Raw genomic sequence first — 18,325 nt, forward strand, 5'->3', positions numbered from 1 at the left:
TGTGAAACGTGCGGCTGAATTCAAAGGCTGGAACGAAGAGTCCATCGCAGCTCAAGTTAAAGCGGTTGAAGAACGTATTGCCGCTCTGATGAACCAAGAAGGTGATGAGAACTGGGCAACAATCCGTACTGAAATGGGTCACACCATGGAAGCGGGCTGTGGTATCTACCGCCAAGAAGATCTGATGCAAGCGACGATCGACAAAATCACTGAACTAAAAGAGCGTTACAAGCGCATCAGCATCAAAGATAAGGGCAAAGTGTTTAACACTGACCTTCTATACGCTATCGAAGTGGGTTATGGCCTAGAAGTAGCAGAAGCTATGGTTCACTCAGCAATCTTACGTAAAGAGTCTCGCGGTGCCCACCAGCGTCTAGATGATGGTTGTACGGAGCGTGACGATGTGAACTTCCTCAAGCACTCTCTGGCCTTCTACAAAGAAGATGCAGCACCTGCAATCGACTACAGCACAGTGACAATCACTAAGTCACAGCCAAAAGCTCGTCTATACGGTGAAGCAGCAGAGAAAGCAGCGGCTGAAGAAGCAGCTAAAGCAGCAGAGAAGAATGCAGAGGAGCAAGCATAATGTCAGGCAATCGCATCCAAAAAGTCGAGATTCTGCGCTATGACCCTGAGCATGACGCAGAGCCGCACTTTCAAACCTTTGAAGTACCGTTTGATGAAACCATGTCTACGCTTGATGCGCTAGGCTACATCAAAGATAACCTAGACAAAGATCTGTCATACCGCTGGTCTTGTCGTATGGCTATCTGTGGTTCATGCGGCATCATGGTAAACGGTGTACCTAAGCTAGCGTGTAAGAGCTTCTTACGTGACTACCCGAACGGTGTGAAAATTGAACCACTAGCGAACTTCCCGATTGAGAAAGATCTTATCGTTGATATGACGCCGTTCATTGAGCGCCTTGAAGCGATCAAACCATACATTATCGGTAACGACCGCAAGCCAGAAGATGGGACTAACATCCAAACTCCTGAACAGATGGCGAAGTACAAGCAGTTCGCTGGTTGTATCAACTGTGGTCTATGTTATGCCGCGTGTCCTCAATTTGGTCTAAACCCAGAGTTCATTGGTCCAGCAGCACTAACGCTTGCTCACCGCTACAACCTCGATAGCCGTGACAACGGTAAAGCTGAACGTATGGCACTCATCAATGGCGAAAACGGCGCTTGGGGCTGTACCTTTGTTGGTTATTGTTCTGAAGTTTGTCCTAAGAGCGTTGACCCTGCCGCGGCAGTGAACCAAGGTAAAGTCGAATCTTCGATGGATTTCGTTATTGCGATGTTGAAGCCTGATGGTACACCAGCGAAAACAGCAGAGGAGGCATAAGGATGAGTAACCGTAAACCTTACGTTCGTGAAGTAAAACGCACTTGGTGGAAAGATCATCCTTTTTACCGCTTCTACATGCTTCGTGAAGCAACTGTATTGCCTCTAATCCTGTTTACTCTATTCCTAACCGTCGGTTTAGGTTCATTGGTAAAAGGCCCTGACGCTTGGCAAACTTGGCTTGATTTTATGGCGAATCCAGTAGTCGTCGCGATTAACATCGTGGCGCTAGCGGGCTGCCTACTGCATGCTCAAACCTTCTTCAGTATGATGCCACAAGTAATGCCGATTCGCTTGAAAGGTAAACTTGTCGATAAGAAGATCATTGTACTGACTCAGTGGGCGGCGGTAGCTTTCATCTCACTTATTGTCTTGATCGTGGTTTAAGGAGCTTTAACGATGAAACCGAATTTCTCTGTAGATAGAGCACCTAAACGTTCTGATGAGCCAATCTGGTGGGGTCTGTTTGGCGCAGGCGGTACTTGGTTCGCAATGATCACACCAATCACAATTTTGGTGCTAGGTGTACTGGTACCGCTCGGTGTGATCAGTGCTGACGCGCTAAGCTATGAACGTGTTGTAGACTTTGCAACCAGCATCATTGGCGCGCTATTTATCATCGCGACACTGGCACTGCCAATGTGGCATGCGATGCACCGTGTTCACCACGGCATGCACGATCTTAAATTCCATACAGGTATTGTTGGTAAAGTTGCGTGCTACGCGTTTGCAGGTCTTATTTCTGCTCTAGCTGTCATTTTTATCTTTATGCTTTAACAAGCACTCAAAGTAAAAGCCCGCTCAGTTAGCGGGCTTTTTTATGTGACTCAATTAAAGAATAAAGCGGCTTAGATCTTCATCTTCGATTGTTTCACCAAGTTTCGCTTTCACATATTCGGCATCAATCGTTAGCTTGGAGCCCGCTTTATCGGTCGCTTCGAATGAGATCTCATCCATTAATCGCTCCATCACAGTATGTAGACGGCGCGCACCGATATTTTCAGTTCTTTCATTCACTGTCCATGCTGCTTGTGCAATTTGAATGATCCCCTCTTCCGTAAACTCGATGTCGACATCTTCTGTCTTCATCAGCGCAACGTATTGCTCCGTCAGAGACGCTTTAGGCTCAGTTAGGATACGTTTGAAGTCATCGCTAGACAGCGCTTCAAGTTCCACTCGAATAGGCAGACGACCTTGAAGTTCAGGGATTAAATCTGAAGGTCTTGCCACTTGGAATGCCCCTGAAGCCACAAACAGAATGTGGTCTGTCTTAACCATACCGTGCTTGGTTGAAACCGTACTGCCTTCAATCAGTGGTAGGAGATCGCGTTGAACACCTTCACGAGAAACATCTGGACCCGAGCTCTCACCACGTTTACAGATCTTGTCGATTTCATCGATAAATACGATACCGTTGTTTTCTACATTGAAAATCGCCTGCTCCTTTAGCTCTTCTTGATTAACAAGCTTAGCCGCTTCTTCCTCAGTTAAAGCTTTCATCGCATCTTTGATTTTGAGCTGACGCTTTTTCTTCGTATCACCGGCTAGATTCTGGAACATGCCTTGCAGCTGATTCGTCATCTCTTCCATGCCAGGAGGCGCCATAATTTCAACACCCATTTGTGGTGCTGCGACATCGATCTCGATCTCTTTATCGTCTAGCTGCCCTTCACGTAGTTTTTTACGGAAAACCTGACGCGTATTAGACGAAGTTTCGTCACGCTGCTCATTTTGCCCCCAAGCATCACGCGCTGGCGGTAGCAGTGCATCAAGAATACGCTCTTCAGCCTGCTCCTCGGCACGGAATTTCACTTTTTCCATTGCCTGTTGATGAGTCATCTTAATCGCCACGTCCGTTAGATCACGGATGATGGTTTCGACTTCTTTACCGACATAACCTACTTCGGTAAATTTTGTCGCTTCAACTTTAATGAAAGGTGCGTTCGCCAACTTCGCAAGACGTCGGGCAATTTCAGTTTTACCCACACCCGTTGGACCAATCATCAGAATGTTCTTCGGTGTCACTTCTACACGCAGGCTTTCATCAAGCTGCATTCGACGCCAGCGGTTACGTAATGCAATCGCTACCGATCGCTTAGCTTTGTCCTGACCAATGATATGGCGGTTAAGTTCATGGACGATTTCGCGAGGTGTCATTTCAGACATAATCTTTTCCTTAAATTAGTTAGCCACTATCTTTGGTTATTCAGCTGCTTGTTGAGCTGGAATTTCTAGTTCTTCAATAGTGTGGTAATGGTTCGTAAACACACAGATATCACCTGCAATATTGAGTGACTTTTCTGCGATTTCACGAGCATCTAATTCTGTATTTTCTAGCAGAGCTGTAGCCGCAGCCTGAGCAAAGTTACCGCCCGAACCAATTGCGATCAGATCGTTTTCTGGCTGAACAACATCACCGTTACCAGTAATGATCAAAGAAGCCGTTTCATCAGCAACAGCCAATAGAGCTTCCAGTTTGCGTAGGGCACGGTCACTTCGCCAATCTTTCGCTAACTCTACCGCAGCTTTAGTTAGATGACCCTGATGCATTTGCAGTTTACTTTCAAACTTTTCAAACAGCGTAAAGGCATCTGCAGTACCGCCCGCAAAGCCAGCTAGCACTTTGTTGTTGTACAGACGACGCACTTTTCGTGCATTGCCTTTCATCACGGTGTTACCTAGTGATACTTGGCCATCACCAGCGATGACGACTTTGTTATTACGACGTACAGATACAATGGTAGTCACGAGCAGGGCCTCATAGTTATTTTAATCTCAATGTTAGAGATTATATGAGGTTTAGGGATTGGAAATTCAAGGGGCAGGCGAGAGGCGAGAGGCGAGAGGCGAGAGGCGAGAGGCGAGAGGCGAGAGGCGAGAGGCGAGAGGCGAGAGGCGAGAGGCGAGAGGCGAGAGGCGAGAGGCGAGAGGCGAGAGGCGAGAGGCGAGAGGCGAGAGGCGAGAGGCGAGAGTATTATCTCTTCGCTGGGACAAGTCCTGTCAACACCGGGTTCTATCAACTCACTACCCGCCCCCACATCTCGAAGGACGAAGTCCGTTCTAAACTCTCGCAGGGCGGAGCCCGCTCACGAAGCGCAGCGTTCTCTGAGGACGCAGTCCGATCTCGCTTCTTGGAGCAAAGCTCTCCACAGGGCGGAGCCCGTTCTGTTTACGTGGCATAAAAAAACGAACCCAGTGGGTTCATTTTTAAAACTTCTACTGCGCTTCTTTCCAGATTGCGCAAGGTTCGATTTTAGCGCGTTGTAGCTTATGCTTGTCTCGTTCCGCATCTCGCTTGAACTTATAAGGTCCAAGCACAACACGATACCAACTGCTGTCTTCTTTTTTACGGATCTTACTATTGATGCCCTGAAAAGCGATATCCAACTTACGTGCTTCAGCTTGCTGAGCGGTCTTATAAGCGCCACACTGCATGATATATGGAATCTCAGATACCACCTGCTCTTTAGCTTTGACTTCGACTTCTCGGCTTGGCAACGAATCGACATAATCCCACTTCTCTTCTGGAGGTGGTGGCAGTTTGGCTTGCGTTGCTGGCTTCGATTTTGGTTTAACCGATTCAACAACTGGCGCTGGTGGCTCAGGATCATTACTGAGGGTATACAGACCATAACCAAACACACCCACCAGCAAAATAGCTAACAGGCCACTGCGCCATGGTTTACGACGTGGTGCAGATGTTTTTTTGGTCGGCTTGCGGCTGTTTCCGCCACGACCTCTTTTAACGTAATCTCGATTCGCCACTACTTAACATCAATAATTTTGTTTACTACTGCCGATATGTTAATGCAGATCGCCACTTGATGACAGAGTATAAATGGAAGCGGCACATCAAAATGTGCCGCTGAGAGGTATGTTTTAAAGCACTCGCGGAGGAGCAGCACTTTCACGAACAACCAGTTTCGTTTCCAATAGTCTCGATCCTGCTCTAACGTCATGGCCACGCAATAACTCAAGCATCATTAGCATCGCCTGACGACCGATTTCATAGCGAGGCTGTGAAATGGTAGTTAGCGGTGGATCGCAGTACTGTGCAAAGTGGATATCATCGAAACCAACCACGGATAAATCTTGTGGTACTCGGATACCGAGCTTTTTAGCTCCCTGAATCGCACCTATAGCCATTGCATCATTATGACAAAAGACCGCTGTTGGAGGCTCAGACAACGCTAGCAGCTGACGCACTGCCTTGGCACCATCCTCAAACGAAAAATTCCCATACGTACAGTAATTAGGATTCATCGTAATACCCGCTCGACGTAGAGCTTGTTGATAGCCCTGATGGCGGAATTTACACAACACCGCCGATTGCGGTCCCGAGATCTGAGCGACGCGCTTATGCCCCATCTGCGTGAGATAGTTAACCGCCTCAAAAGCGGAAGTCAGGTTATCGATATGTACAGTTGGGAGTTCTAATTCTGGCGCAAACTCACACGCCATCACCATAGGAGGCAAATTCTTCTGTTCAGGTTTACTGACATCGAAGGGGAGATCGGTACCAAGCAACAACATGCCATCAGCTTGTTTAGTAAACACAAGGTTCACAAATGAGCTTTCTCTTTTTTTCTGCTGACCACTATCGCCGAGTAGCACAATGTAACCGTGCTCCATCGCAGCATCCTCAATACCTCGAATAATTTCGGTATAGTAAGGATCACAGATATCCGGAATGATCGCGATAATTGTTTTTGACTCATTGCGGCGCAAATTGCGCGCCAACGAGTTTGGTGAATAACCAGCTTCCAATACCGCATCTTCAACTCTTTTTCTCGTCGCTGATGATACTTTTTCCGGATTCATCAACGCCCTTGATACAGTCGCTGTTGATACTCCTGCAAGCTGGGCAACATCCTTCATTGTCGCCATATAAAATTTACCCTCTTCGTTTCCTTCAACGGTAGCTCGGTTGCCACCTTAGCTTCTAGTTGGAATTTATCTCATAGCCTCAACGGCTAAAATGATGTCGATTTGTAGGCTAAATACCTATCTTCTCATTAATATGCCTTGAGCAAACGATTAACTCACAAATAACAGTTTGAGAGCAACACATTGCACACGACCTAGTTTATTCATTTCAAAACACAAAGTTACGGGAGATTTAACAAAATTGGCGCCTGAGAGGAGATTTCGATCACAAATAAATGAAAAAGGTGTGAATATTGATTTTCGCAATGACTCATCAATGATCTATTTAAGCAAAAACATGTCCATTTAGAATAAAACCTACTGGCAGGCTAACTTAAATCTTGAGGTTCAATATCGAGGCTCCAACGCACTTTTTTGGCCAATGGCAATAATGCGATGGCCGGCTTAGCACTGGCCAACAATTTCTGCATAACAGGACGGCTTTGCGTTTGCAGTAGTAGTTGCCAACGATACTTTCCTGCTCTTTTGGCTAGCGGAGCGGGTGTAGGGCCAAGGACTTGGCACAGATCATCAAACAGCGGATGTGCCTCTAAGGTATGGCGAACCTGACGCAGAAACTCTTCAACTGTTTCGGATTGATTGGCTTCGGCTCGAAATAGGGTTAAAAACGAATAAGGCGGTAACTGAGCCAGTTTTCGTTCTTGTAGCGCTGTTTCTGCAAAGTGGCGGTAACTTTTCGTCAGTAACGCTTGCAGCAAACTGTGTTCAGGATGGTGTGTTTGCAGTACGACTTCGCCGGATTTGCTCGCTCGCCCTGCACGACCAGCAACCTGTATAAAGAGTTGCGCTAAACGTTCAGAGGCACGAAAGTCACTGGAGTAAAGAGAGCCATCTACGTCCAAGAGCCCCACCAACGTCACATCAGGAAAGTGATGACCTTTTGCGAGCATCTGTGTACCAATTAGAATTTGGTATTCTCCTTTGCGAATAGCCCCTAATGCACTTTCTAAACTACCTTTTCGACGTGTACTGTCTCGGTCGATACGAATGGTTTTGTATTCAGGGAAAAGTTCTGCCAATTGTTTTTCTAACTGCTCTGTCCCCACCCCAACGGTCACTAAGTGCGTTGAACCACATCCTTGACACTGGTGGATAATCGGTTGCTGTGAACCACAATGGTGACAGCGAATTTCGTTGCTAAATTGGTGATATGTGTAATACGCATCACACCGTTTACACTCTGCAATCCAACCACATTCGTGACACATCAGTGCCGGAGAAAAGCCACGCCGATTGAGAAACAGCATTACTTGATTACCTTGCTTGAGATGTTTGCGCATCTCAGCAATCAGCGGAGCGGACAATCCACTTTCTAAATAGAGCCCCTTAACATCGAGGACTTTGTTCGCTGTTGGCGTCGCGTTTCCAGCACGAGAAGAGAGGATCAAGTGATGGTATTTACCCGCCAATGCATTGTGTAGTGTCTCTAATGCTGGTGTTGCCGACCCCAATACGATAGGAATTTGCTCCTTATTGGCTCTCATCACCGCCACATCACGAGCGTGATAACGCAAGCTATCCTGCTGTTTGTATGAGGCATCATGCTCCTCATCAACAATAATAATGCCCAAGTTAGAGAAAGGGGTTAATAATGCTGAGCGGGTGCCAATCACAATACCCGATGCATTATCACGAGCGCTCAACCACGCATTAAGGCGTTCAGTATCATTGAGACCTGAGTGAATGACTTCTACAGGTACATTAAATCGCTTCTTGAAGCGGTTGATGGTTTGTGGCGTCAGGCCTATTTCAGGTACCAACACGAGAGCTTGTTTACCTTGCTCTAGCACTGGCTTGATTAAATTAAGATACACTTCGGTTTTACCCGATCCCGTTACCCCTTCAAGTAGATAACAACCAAAGCCTTCACCGCTATTCACTGTCGCGATTGCAATAGCTTGCTCTGAATTCAATTTGGGTTTGTCGACCTTGGCCTCAACATCTTGACGCCAATCTCGAATCACAGGTTTGTTCTCAATGGATTCTATCCAACCTTTTTCCGTTAAAGACTTTAAAACAGCCGAAGAGACTTCTTCATCCAAAAACCTTTGATGTGCCACCGAACCATGTTCGAGCATACGCATTACTTTTGCTTGTTTTACTGCACGACCAAACCCCTGCATGAGCTGATCACGACCTTTTGCAGTGAGCCGCCACTCTACTAAGGTGGCAAAGTCTGCCTCTTTCCCTTTACGCAAGGCACTCGGCATAGCATTGAACAGAGTGTCGCCAAGCGGATACTGATAAAACTGACTGCACCAAACCAGCAAGGAGTAGAGGCTTTGCGACCAAACAGGCTGACTATCAAGCACTTGCTTAATCGGTTTCAACTTATCGAGACCAAACTCCGATTCATTAACCAATGCCGTTACTATGCCCACTAATGTCTGACGGCCGAATGGCACAGAGACACGCCCGCCTATGATTGGAAACATATGGCTGGGAATCTGATAATCAAACTGTTTATCCAGTGGAACAGGCAGAGCTACACGGGCAATAGTTGGTCGCATATAGGCTTTAAAGTTCAGTAAGAGAAGAGGTTAATTAGTCTAAGGGAAAAGGTCATTGGTTGAAAGAGAACAACACCAGCACCATTCAACCTAATCAGGCTAAAAAAGTAGCAACTTTATGTTGAAACGGCTTGATCCTAACCGATGTATTCATTACTATATCGCGCCTTAGAGATATGGCTTGCTGATATGCAGCGGTATCCTAGATTATTTTTATTAACTACGTGTGGTGTCCGGCTTAGATTCGGATAGCGACACGGCCTATTACAGAGGTTCTCCCATGAAAGCTGGTATCCACCCAGAATACAAAGCAATCAAAGCGACTTGTTCTTGTGGTAACTCTTTTGAGTTCAACTCAACTCTAGACAAAGATTCTATCCACCTAGACGTATGTGACAAATGTCACCCATTCTACACTGGTAAGCAACGTATCGTTGATACAGGCGGCCGTGTTGATCGCTTCAACAAGCGTTTCGGTGCTCTATCAAGCAAGAAGTAATAACTTCCTTGTTACCGAATTAAAAAAGGACGCCCAGGCGTCCTTTTTTGTTCTCTGCTCTTTGCTCGCTACTCATTTTTCAGGCGAATCTATTACAATTGGCGATATTCGCTAGCTATATCTCTATTCATCTGGTCTTATCTCCAGTCATTTACTACTTTTTCTTGCTTTAGCTCGCATTCTCACCTAGGCAGCTTGACTTAGTTACTCTAGAATGGATTCCCCCTTTCCATATAATTATTAACGAGTACCTACACCTATGTCAGACGACAATCGCCAAGAACTATCCCCTGAAGAACAATTTCGTCAACAAGCATTGGATTACCACGCAATCCCTACTCCAGGGAAAATTGAGATCGCACTTACAAAGCCAGCAGAAACCGCTAAAGACCTTGCTTTGGCATACAGCCCAGGCGTAGCAGAACCAGTACGTGAAATCGCACAAAATGCAGACAACGTTTACAAATACACTTCTAAAGGCAACATGGTCGCTGTTATCTCTAACGGCACCGCGATTCTTGGTCTTGGTAATTTAGGTCCTCTTGCCTCTAAGCCAGTAATGGAAGGCAAAGCTCTTCTATTCAAACGCTTTGCAGGTCTAGATTCTATTGATATTGAAGTCAAACACCGCACTATCGAAGAGTTCGTCGATACGGTTGCGAATATTGCTGATACGTTTGGCGGCATCAACCTAGAAGACATTAAAGCACCCGACTGTTTTGAGATTGAAAAGCAGCTGATTGAACGCTGTGATGTTCCTGTTTTCCACGATGACCAGCACGGTACTGCGATTGTTACTGCAGCTGGCATGCTTAACGCTATCGAGCTACAAGGCAAGAAACTCGAAGACGCAACGATTGTCTGTCTAGGTGCAGGTGCTGCGGCTGTCGCATGTATGGAACTACTGATTAAATGTGGCGCTATGCGTGAGAAGATCTACATGCTTGACCGCAAGGGCGTCATCCACACTCGCCGTGATGATTTGAACGAATACAAACAACTGTTTGCCAACAATACTGACAAGCGCACTCTAGAAGACGTGATTGAAGGTGCTGATCTGTTCCTAGGTGTATCAGGTCCAAACCTACTTTCTCCTGAAGCGCTTGCTTTAATGGCGAACAAGCCAGTGGTATTTGCATGTTCTAACCCAGATCCAGAAATCAAACCTGAACTTGCTCACCAAGTACGTCAGGATCTGATTATGGGCACAGGTCGCAGTGACTACCCTAACCAGGTCAACAACGTACTGTGCTTCCCATTCATTTTCCGCGGTGCACTCGATGTGCGTGCAAGTGAAATCAACGATGAGATGAAGTTAGCAGCAGTCGACGCAATTCGTCAGCTAGCCAAAGAAGAAGTGCCGGCTGAAGTACTCACTGCAGCAGGTGTTGACGCCCTGTCTTTTGGCCCGGGTTACATCATTCCTAAACCAATGGATCCTCGCCTACTACCACGCGTTGCAAAAGCAGTTGCTCAAGCCGCGGTAGACTCAGGTGTCGCTCGCATTGAAATGCCAGCAAGCTACATGGAACAATAATCCATTGTTTCTGATGTGATAAAGACAAAAAAACCGCTGTCATATTCAGCGGTTTTTTTATTTTTGATGATGTTATCGGCTTTCAGCGAAAAATAAAGGTGCTAATATTTTTTGTTATTCGTCATCAAACGCTTCGAACTCAATACCCATTTCCGTCATCAGTTTCTTCACTTCAGCAGGAATGTCGTCAGGGCGGTCTTTACGTAAATCTTCATCTGTAGGCAACGGTTGCCCTGTATAAGCATGCAAAAATGCTTCACACAATAGCTCACTATTTGTTGCGTGGCGTAGGTTATTAATCTGACGGCGTGTACGCTCATCTGTTAAAACCTTTAATACTTTCAATGGAATAGAAACAGTAATCTTCTTTACTTGTTCGCTTTTCTTTCCATGCTCAGCATATGGGCTAATGTATTCGCCATTCCAATCTGCCATTGCGCACCTTTTATCAATTTTTATGTTTGAAAATAGAAACCCCAATTTTAGCGGTATTTATAGCCACAAGCAAAGACATATAGACGTCTAGAAGTATTGACGTCCTATAAAATGGCAAGTAAAGTAAATTGAATAAAGGATTGGGATGGCCACGATATGGCTCTTAAGAGCTTATAGCCTATTCCATTGAAAAAGTCATTTAAGGTCGAAAGGAAACATTTATGAGCACCCGTAAACCAGCCACAATCGCGGTACGTACTGGTATCGAGTCTGACACTCAACATCACGCAGTTGTTCCACCCATTTACCTTTCGACCAACTATGGGTTCCCAGCTTTCGGAGAAGTGCCTAAGTACGATTACACTCGCTCTGGCAACCCAAACCGAGGCCTATTAGAAACCGCCCTATATGAACTTGAGTCAGGCAAAGGGGCAGTGGTCACTAACTGCGGTACATCCGCCCTTAATTTATGGGTGTCAGCCTTCTTGAGCCCTGGCGATATTATCGTCGCACCTCACGATTGCTACGGGGGCACCTACCGACTATTTAACACTCGTGCCAACAAAGGGGATTTCAAAGTCCTGTTTGTTGACCAATCAAACCAGCAAGCCCTCGAAGAGGCATTGGCGCAAAAGCCTAAACTGATCCTCTTAGAAACACCGTCAAATCCATTGGTTCGAGTCGTTGACATCGCAAGTGTTTGCCAAAAAGCCAAAAAGGTCGGCGCATTGGTTGCGGTCGACAACACCTTTTTGACTCCTGTATTCCAGAAACCTCTTGAGCTTGGTGCAGATTTTGTCATTCACTCAACGACTAAATACATCAATGGTCATTCAGACGTTATTGGCGGCGTGGTGATTACCAAAAATGAACAACACGCGGAAGAGTTAGCGTGGTGGGGTAACTGTATCGGCGCCACCGGCACTCCTTTCGACAGTTACATGACACTACGTGGCATACGAACACTCGGAGCACGAATGAAAGTCCATGAAGAGAGTTCTAGCAAAATTCTCAGCTACCTTCAGACTCAACAACTTGTAGGCAAAATCTATCACCCTAGCCTGCCTGATCATCCTGGTCATGACATTGCTAAGAAGCAACAAACCGGATTTGGATCGATGCTCAGTTTCGAGTTTGCAGGTACTTTCGAACAGCTTAAATACTTTGTTGGCGAACTAGAGCTATTTTCGTTGGCTGAATCTCTAGGTGGCGTAGAAAGCCTAATTTGTCATCCTGCATCTATGACCCATCGAGCAATGGGAGAAGAGGCGCTAGCGGAAGCTGGAGTGTCACAGCAACTGCTACGTATCTCTGTCGGGCTTGAAGATGCAGACGACTTAATTGCAGATTTAAAGCAAGCATTTGCTAAAACAGCGGAGGCTCAATAATGTCTCATGAACGTCAGCTACATAAATTTGGCGGAAGTAGCTTAGCGGATCCTGAATGTTATCGCCGCGTAGTGGGTATCCTAAAAGAGTACTCAAGACCGGATGATCTCATCGTTGTCTCTGCGGCTGGTAAAACAACGAACCGACTGATCGCGTTTCTTGAAGGGCTCGCAACTGATGGGCGCATTGCTCATGAAGAGCTCCAATCCTTACGAGTATTTCAAACTGAACTCGTTGAAGAGCTGATTGAAGGCGAAACTAAACAGCAACTACTCGCTACTCTTCAGGATGAATTCAGTACCTTGGGAGAATTAACTTTCCCTCTCAACGAAGCCCAAAAAGCGGCGGTGCTTGGCCATGGAGAGGTCTGGTCGTCTCGCCTGCTTGCTGCCTTGCTCTGCCAAACCAATTTACCTGCTGTCGCGCAAGATGCCCGCGCCTTCCTTCGTGCAGAAGCAGGCACTCAACCTGAAGTTGATTGTGGTGCTTCTTATCCATTAATTAAAGAAGTGCTTGCGCAACATGTCCATCATCGTATCGTGATTACAGGCTTCATGGCACAAGATAAGCAAGGACACACTGTTCTCTTAGGACGAAATGGCTCTGACTACTCTGCAACCGTGATTGGTGCTCTCGCGGAAGCAAACCGTGTCACTATCTGGAGCGATGTTGCGGGTGTATATAGCGCAGATCCAAGATTGGTCTCCGACGCCTGTCTCTTACCACTATTACGCTTAGACGAAGCAAGCGAGTTGGCACGACTAGCAGCACCAGTTCTCCACAGCAGAACCTTACAACCTGTCGCTCAAAGCTCGATGGATTTGCACCTTCGCTGTAGCTATCAGCCAGAGTCAGGTTCAACTCGTATTGAACGTGTATTGGCATCAGGAAGAGGGGCTAAAATCATTTCATCTCTCGATGAAGTGCTATTGATCGAACTTTACTTCTCTTCTCGACATGATTTCCAACGTATTGAAAATGAGGTACTTGCTAGCCTCAAACGTGCCCAGCTTGAACCTCTTACCTACGAGGTTCAACCAGACCAACACTCTATCCGCTTAGCGTATACCAGCGAAATTGTTGGCGGTGCTTTAGAGCATTTACAAGACGCAGCGTTTGAAGCGGAAATCAAACTAAAAGAAGGTTATTCGATGGTCGCCGCCGTTGGTGCCGGTGTGACAAAGAATGCCAACCATTGTTATGGTTTCTACCAACAGCTAAAGAACTCGCCAGTTGAGTTTATCTCTGAATCCTTATCAGGCCTTAGCCTTGTTGCAGTGCTACGTAAGGCAAACACTAAACTACTGGTCAAATCGATTCACAGTCAGCTTTTCCAAGCGCAAAAACGAGTCGCTATTGCACTGTGTGGCAAAGGCAATATCGGCTCCAGTTGGCTGGCACTATTCTCCGAACAGAAAACTGAGCTAGAAAAACGCCATGGAATGAACTTTGAGTTAGTTGCTGTTATCGATAGCCAGACTTATTGGTTTAACCCAAATGGCATTGATGCAGCCCAAGTCGCAACTCATTTTGATGAAGAAGCGATCAGTCACGAGGGCAGTGATTGGATTAAGGTGCTCGGTTCCATTCAAGGCTATGATGACCTTGTCATCTTAGATGTCACCGCAAGTAAGACGCTGGCAGAACGCTACTTAGAGATCGCAGAGCAAGGGATGCATTTGATCTCTGCAAATAAGGTAGCAGGGTCCGCTTCCAGCGAATACTACCATCAAGTACAAGATGCATTTGCCAAGATCAACCGTCACTGGCTTTACAATGCTACCGTTGGTGCAGGACTACCGATCAATCACACCGTTAGAGACTTACGTGAAAGTGGTGACGACATCCTTGCGCTGTCTGGCATTTTTTCAGGCACGCTCTCTTGGCTTTTCCAACAGTACGATGGCAGCGTACCATTTGCAGAGCTCGTCGATCTGGCATGGCAGCAAGGATTAACTGAACCTGATCCTCGCCACGATCTCGATGGCTCAGACGTCATGCGCAAACTGGTTATTCTTGCGCGTGAATCAGGGCTTGTCATTGAGCCAGAATCAGTAAAAGTCGAAAGTCTCGTGCCTCTAGAGCTCACAGGTCTAACTATCGATGAGTTTTTTGATCAAAGTCAGTTACTCAGTGAACTGCTGGCTGAACGTCTTAAAAAGGCACAAAGAGAAGATAAAGTACTGCGCTATGTTGCTCGACTTGAGAAAAACGGCACTGCAACCGTCGGCGTTGAGGCACTCAACAAAGAGCATGCGTTAGCTAATCTACTCCCTTGTGACAACATCTTCGCCATTGAAAGTAAATGGTATAAAGACAACCCATTGGTAATACGTGGACCAGGAGCCGGCCGAGAGGTCACCGCTGGCGCAATTCAATCCGACCTAAATCTACTATCCAGTTTACTTTAACCTCTAGGGCGCTAAATGATTTAGCGCCCTAGCTCTATCTCAAATAGCAAACAAAATCATGGGTTGCCAATCAACTTGAAACCCGCTCATAATCAATTTGAGAAAAATTCATAATTACAGAGTTGACATTAAATCGTATTCAATTCATTCTTTAGACATATAGACGTCTAAACGTCGGTTGGGAATTATGAGTTTTTTGGCATGGATGGCCATTGGGAGAGAGTAAGATGGGATACACACACGCTAGTCATATCGACGCCTTAAATCAGAATGTCGCTGAGCTTTCTGACAACATCAATGTTTCATTTGAATTTTTTCCACCTAGCAGTGAAAAAATGGAAGAAACACTGTGGAATTCTGTACACCGTCTAAAAAATCTTAAGCCAAAATTTGTCTCTGTGACTTACGGTGCAAACTCAGGTGAACGCGATAGAACTCACTCCATCATTAAAGAGATTAAGGCAGAAACTGGCTTAGTCGCAGCTCCACACCTAACGTGTATTGACGCCTCTCGCGAAGAACTGATCCAAATTGCAGATGACTACTGGGCGAACGGCATTCACAACATCGTGGCCCTTCGTGGTGACATCCCACCGGGTGGTGGTAAACCTGAAATGTATGCTTCTGATTTAGTCGAGTTGTTAAAAGCTCGCCATGACTTCGACATTTCAGTCGCGGCATTCCCAGAAGTACACCCTGAAGCAAAGAGTGCTCAGGCGGATCTTCTCAACCTAAAACGCAAAGTTGATGCTGGTGCGAACCGCGCTATTACGCAATTCTTTTTTGATGTTGAGAGCTACCTGCGTTTTCGTGACCGCTGTGTGGCAGCGGGTATCGACGTAGAGATTGTTCCGGGTATTTTACCCGTTTCCAACTTTAAGCAAGCTTCTCGCTTTGCAGCACAGAATGCAGTGAAAGTGCCTGGTTGGATGAAAAAGCAGTTTGAAGGGCTAGATGATGACCCAACAACTCGCCAGCTTGTCGGCGCCAGCCACGCAATTGATATGGTTCGAATCCTAAGTCGTGAAGGCGTTAAAGATTTCCACTTCTACACGCTAAATCGTGCAGAAATGACGTATGCACTGTGCCATACACTTGGCGTACGTCCTCAAGGCTAACCAGAGCCAAACTCTCATTCCCATGGCCGATAACCTTATCGGCCTTTATTTTTTCGCTCGATACAAAAAAGGCTGAACATCAAGTCCAGCCTGCTACGAAAAATATAGGTTCTATCCTATTACTCTACATCGTCCATTTTACCAAGTAGGTTGCGGATGCGCTCCTGCCACGCTGAATGCTCTTGCTGCATTTGCTGCGCTTTGTGTTCTAGCTCCTCACGACTGCTACGTAGTTCGTTTGCTTCTGTCGCAAGTTTCTCTTTCTCTTCTTTAAGCTCTTCTACTTCCATTTGCAGAAGGGCAATAGTATCAACTGCAGTTTGGATTTTTGCTTCTAGCTGTTCTAATACTTCAAAAGACATCTTGGCCTACCTATTTGTTATTCGGGGAAAGGTTTTGGTCATCGATGATCCAAACCCGTTTTGTTCCATTCTACTCAGCCGAGCGCTGATAGACACGCCCTATCTTGGATATTTTTCATCATTCGCTTAAAAAAACAGCGCAAATTGACAATAGCTTTACATCTAAGTCAAAAGCGACGAAATGTGATCTATTTAAGCGACTAAATTGATCCTGTTCAATGACCTTATAGGCAAAAAAGCAAACGTTTCCTTTTTGATATGGTAAAATCCTGCCGTTTTTGTTTTTTCTCTTTATCCTTTACTTGGAGTCATCATGAAACGCGATTTAGCAATGGCATTTTCTCGAGTTACCGAGGGTGCAGCACTGGCAGGCTACAAATGGCTTGGCCGTGGCGATAAGAATGCAGCCGACGGTGCCGCTGTAGAAGTAATGCGTAGCTTACTCAACAAAACTGAGATCAGTGGCGAAATCGTTATCGGCGAAGGCGAGATCGATGATGCTCCTATGCTCTACATCGGTGAAAATGTCGGCCTAGGTGGCGACGAAGTCGATATCGCAGTAGACCCTATCGAAGGCACTCGCATGACGGCGATGGGCCAATCTAACGCATTAGCGGTACTCGCTGCTGGCGAAAAGGGAAGCTTTTTAAAAGCACCTGATATGTATATGGAAAAGCTCGTTGTAGGTCCAGGCGCAAAAGGTTGCATCGACTTACACAAGCCACTAAAAGAAAACCTCGAGAACGTCGCACAAGCGCTGGGTAAAAGCCTAGATACTCTAGTTGTAATTACGCTAGCTAAGCCTCGTCACGATGGCGTTATCGCTGAAATGCAGGCAATGGGTGTGCGTGTATTTGCCGTCCCTGATGGTGATGTGGCAGCATCGATTCTTACATGTATGCCAGACAGTGAAGTAGACGTCATGTACTGCATTGGTGGCGCACCTGAAGGGGTAGTATCTGCCGCAGTGATCCGTGCACTAGACGGCGACATGCATGGTCGTCTACTGCCTCGCCATGAAGTGAAAGGGGATACAGAAGAAAACCGCATTTATGGCGCAGCAGAGCTTAAACGCTGTGAAGAAATGGGCGTCGAGGCGAATGTAGTACTCACTATGGAAGATATGGCTCGCAGCGACAATGTCGTGTTCTCAGCAACTGGTATTACTAAAGGTGATCTTCTAGAAGGCATTACACGCCAAGGTAATATCGCGACAACGGAGACGCTATTAATCCGTGGCCGCTGTCGTACTATCCGTCGAATTAAATCTATCCACTATCTAGAACGCAAAGATGCTGAAGTGAGAGATATTATTCTTTAAGCGAGAAGCGAGAAAAGATCGGAGGGTTGGCGTGAAAGCGTCAACCCTTTTTGTTTGGAGCGAAAAACTAGAATATTAGTGCCATCTCAAAGCGCGTAATCCACAGCCCGTACCCGATTTCCACACCTGAAGCACTCCTGCTCCCTAATACACAAAAAGCCCGTGGCGTAAGCGACGGGCTTTTAAAACAACCAAAGCCTAGCGTCAATCAGAGATGGACGGTCGGGACGGCAAGCCATAAACATGCCTTGGTCGATGAGAAACATACACGGATAAAAGTAAATTACCACCTTCTAAAGAAGGTGGCTTTGTGTGAGCCCCCTAAAAGGGGGCCTTTGTTTAATCCAACGCCTACTGGTGCTGCTCTACTCGCTCTTGCTTCTCTTGATGTCTTACATATCGGCGTATGATTTCTTCATTGATTCCAACACTATCCACAAAATAGCCT

At 46.2% G+C, this 18,325-nt stretch carries 16 protein-coding genes and 2 pseudogenes; 10 read left to right on the forward strand and 8 right to left on the reverse strand.

Going from position 1 to position 18,325, the window contains the following annotated elements:
- From DA100_RS18895 to frdD, 4 genes and pseudogenes are all read left to right on the forward strand, one after another.
- A pseudogene (locus DA100_RS18895) lies at positions 1-586 on the forward strand (succinate dehydrogenase/fumarate reductase flavoprotein subunit); the annotation flags it as partial.
- Complete coding sequence (locus DA100_RS18900) at positions 586-1,350, forward strand: succinate dehydrogenase/fumarate reductase iron-sulfur subunit (RefSeq protein ID WP_138973545.1); 765 nt, start codon at positions 586-588, stop codon at positions 1,348-1,350. The pseudogene DA100_RS18895 and the gene DA100_RS18900, both read left to right, overlap by 1 nt.
- Before the next feature lie 2 nt (positions 1,351-1,352).
- Positions 1,353-1,736, forward strand: a complete 384-nt coding sequence (gene frdC / locus DA100_RS18905; RefSeq protein ID WP_138973546.1) for a fumarate reductase subunit FrdC — start codon at positions 1,353-1,355, stop codon at positions 1,734-1,736.
- Positions 1,737-1,748: 12 nt separating this feature from the next.
- Complete coding sequence (gene frdD / locus DA100_RS18910) at positions 1,749-2,126, forward strand: fumarate reductase subunit FrdD (RefSeq protein WP_138973547.1); 378 nt, start codon at positions 1,749-1,751, stop codon at positions 2,124-2,126.
- A gap of 54 nt (positions 2,127-2,180) precedes the next feature.
- On the opposite strand, the gene hslU is transcribed toward frdD, so the two are convergent.
- The 5 genes from hslU to priA all read right to left on the reverse strand — a co-directional run bounded on the left by hslU (position 2,181) and on the right by priA (position 8,806).
- Entirely contained in the window at positions 2,181-3,515 is a 1,335-nt protein-coding gene (gene hslU / locus DA100_RS18915) for an HslU--HslV peptidase ATPase subunit (protein WP_138973548.1), read from the reverse strand.
- A gap of 36 nt (positions 3,516-3,551) precedes the next feature.
- Positions 3,552-4,097, reverse strand: coding sequence for an ATP-dependent protease subunit HslV (hslV, locus tag DA100_RS18920; protein WP_138973549.1), 546 nt, complete (start codon positions 4,095-4,097; stop codon positions 3,552-3,554).
- 468 nt (positions 4,098-4,565) lie between these two features.
- Positions 4,566-5,114 (reverse strand): cell division protein FtsN, encoded by a 549-nt coding sequence (ftsN, locus tag DA100_RS18925; RefSeq protein WP_138973550.1) that lies wholly within the window; start codon positions 5,112-5,114, stop codon positions 4,566-4,568.
- A 114-nt stretch (positions 5,115-5,228) separates the two neighbouring features.
- A complete protein-coding gene (cytR, locus tag DA100_RS18930; RefSeq protein WP_138973551.1) occupies positions 5,229-6,236 on the reverse strand; it encodes a DNA-binding transcriptional regulator CytR in 1,008 nt (335 codons plus the stop codon).
- 368 nt (positions 6,237-6,604) lie between these two features.
- On the reverse strand, positions 6,605-8,806 hold the full coding sequence (gene priA / locus DA100_RS18935; RefSeq protein ID WP_138973552.1) for a primosomal protein N': 2,202 nt from the start codon (positions 8,804-8,806) through the stop codon (positions 6,605-6,607).
- 280 nt (positions 8,807-9,086) lie between these two features.
- Between priA and rpmE the strand changes: the two genes are divergently transcribed.
- A complete protein-coding gene (gene rpmE, locus DA100_RS18940) occupies positions 9,087-9,305 on the forward strand; it encodes a 50S ribosomal protein L31 (protein ID WP_138973553.1) in 219 nt (72 codons plus the stop codon).
- A 259-nt stretch (positions 9,306-9,564) separates the two neighbouring features.
- Complete coding sequence (locus DA100_RS18945) at positions 9,565-10,842, forward strand: malic enzyme-like NAD(P)-binding protein (RefSeq protein ID WP_138973554.1); 1,278 nt, start codon at positions 9,565-9,567, stop codon at positions 10,840-10,842.
- 114 nt (positions 10,843-10,956) lie between these two features.
- On the opposite strand, the gene metJ is transcribed toward DA100_RS18945, so the two are convergent.
- Complete coding sequence (gene metJ, locus DA100_RS18950) at positions 10,957-11,277, reverse strand: met regulon transcriptional regulator MetJ (RefSeq protein ID WP_138973555.1); 321 nt, start codon at positions 11,275-11,277, stop codon at positions 10,957-10,959.
- A 221-nt stretch (positions 11,278-11,498) separates the two neighbouring features.
- Here metJ and DA100_RS18955 point away from each other — a divergent pair, with 221 nt between their 5' ends.
- The 3 genes from DA100_RS18955 (at position 11,499) to metF (ending at position 16,194) form a co-directional block, all read left to right on the forward strand.
- The gene (locus DA100_RS18955) at positions 11,499-12,665 is read left to right on the forward strand and encodes an O-succinylhomoserine (thiol)-lyase (protein WP_138973556.1); all 1,167 of its coding nucleotides are present in this window, start codon (positions 11,499-11,501) and stop codon (positions 12,663-12,665) included.
- Complete coding sequence (locus DA100_RS18960) at positions 12,665-15,076, forward strand: bifunctional aspartate kinase/homoserine dehydrogenase II (protein WP_138973557.1); 2,412 nt, start codon at positions 12,665-12,667, stop codon at positions 15,074-15,076. The genes DA100_RS18955 and DA100_RS18960 overlap by 1 nt, the downstream gene beginning before the upstream one ends.
- 227 nt (positions 15,077-15,303) lie before the next feature.
- A complete protein-coding gene (metF, locus tag DA100_RS18965) occupies positions 15,304-16,194 on the forward strand; it encodes a methylenetetrahydrofolate reductase (protein WP_138973558.1) in 891 nt (296 codons plus the stop codon).
- Positions 16,195-16,313: 119 nt separating this feature from the next.
- Here metF and zapB read toward each other — a convergent pair whose 3' ends face one another.
- Positions 16,314-16,556 (reverse strand): cell division protein ZapB, encoded by a 243-nt coding sequence (zapB, locus tag DA100_RS18970; protein ID WP_138973559.1) that lies wholly within the window; start codon positions 16,554-16,556, stop codon positions 16,314-16,316.
- Positions 16,557-16,869: 313 nt separating this feature from the next.
- Between zapB and glpX the strand changes: the two genes are divergently transcribed.
- On the forward strand, positions 16,870-17,877 hold the full coding sequence (glpX, locus tag DA100_RS18975) for a class II fructose-bisphosphatase (protein ID WP_138973560.1): 1,008 nt from the start codon (positions 16,870-16,872) through the stop codon (positions 17,875-17,877).
- 351 nt (positions 17,878-18,228) lie between these two features.
- On the opposite strand, the pseudogene DA100_RS18980 reads toward glpX, so the two are convergent.
- A pseudogene (locus tag DA100_RS18980) lies at positions 18,229-18,325 on the reverse strand (IS200/IS605 family transposase); the annotation flags it as partial.

Source organism: Vibrio sp. Hep-1b-8, assembly GCF_006124995.1.
In the GTDB taxonomy this organism is placed as follows: domain Bacteria; phylum Pseudomonadota; class Gammaproteobacteria; order Enterobacterales; family Vibrionaceae; genus Vibrio.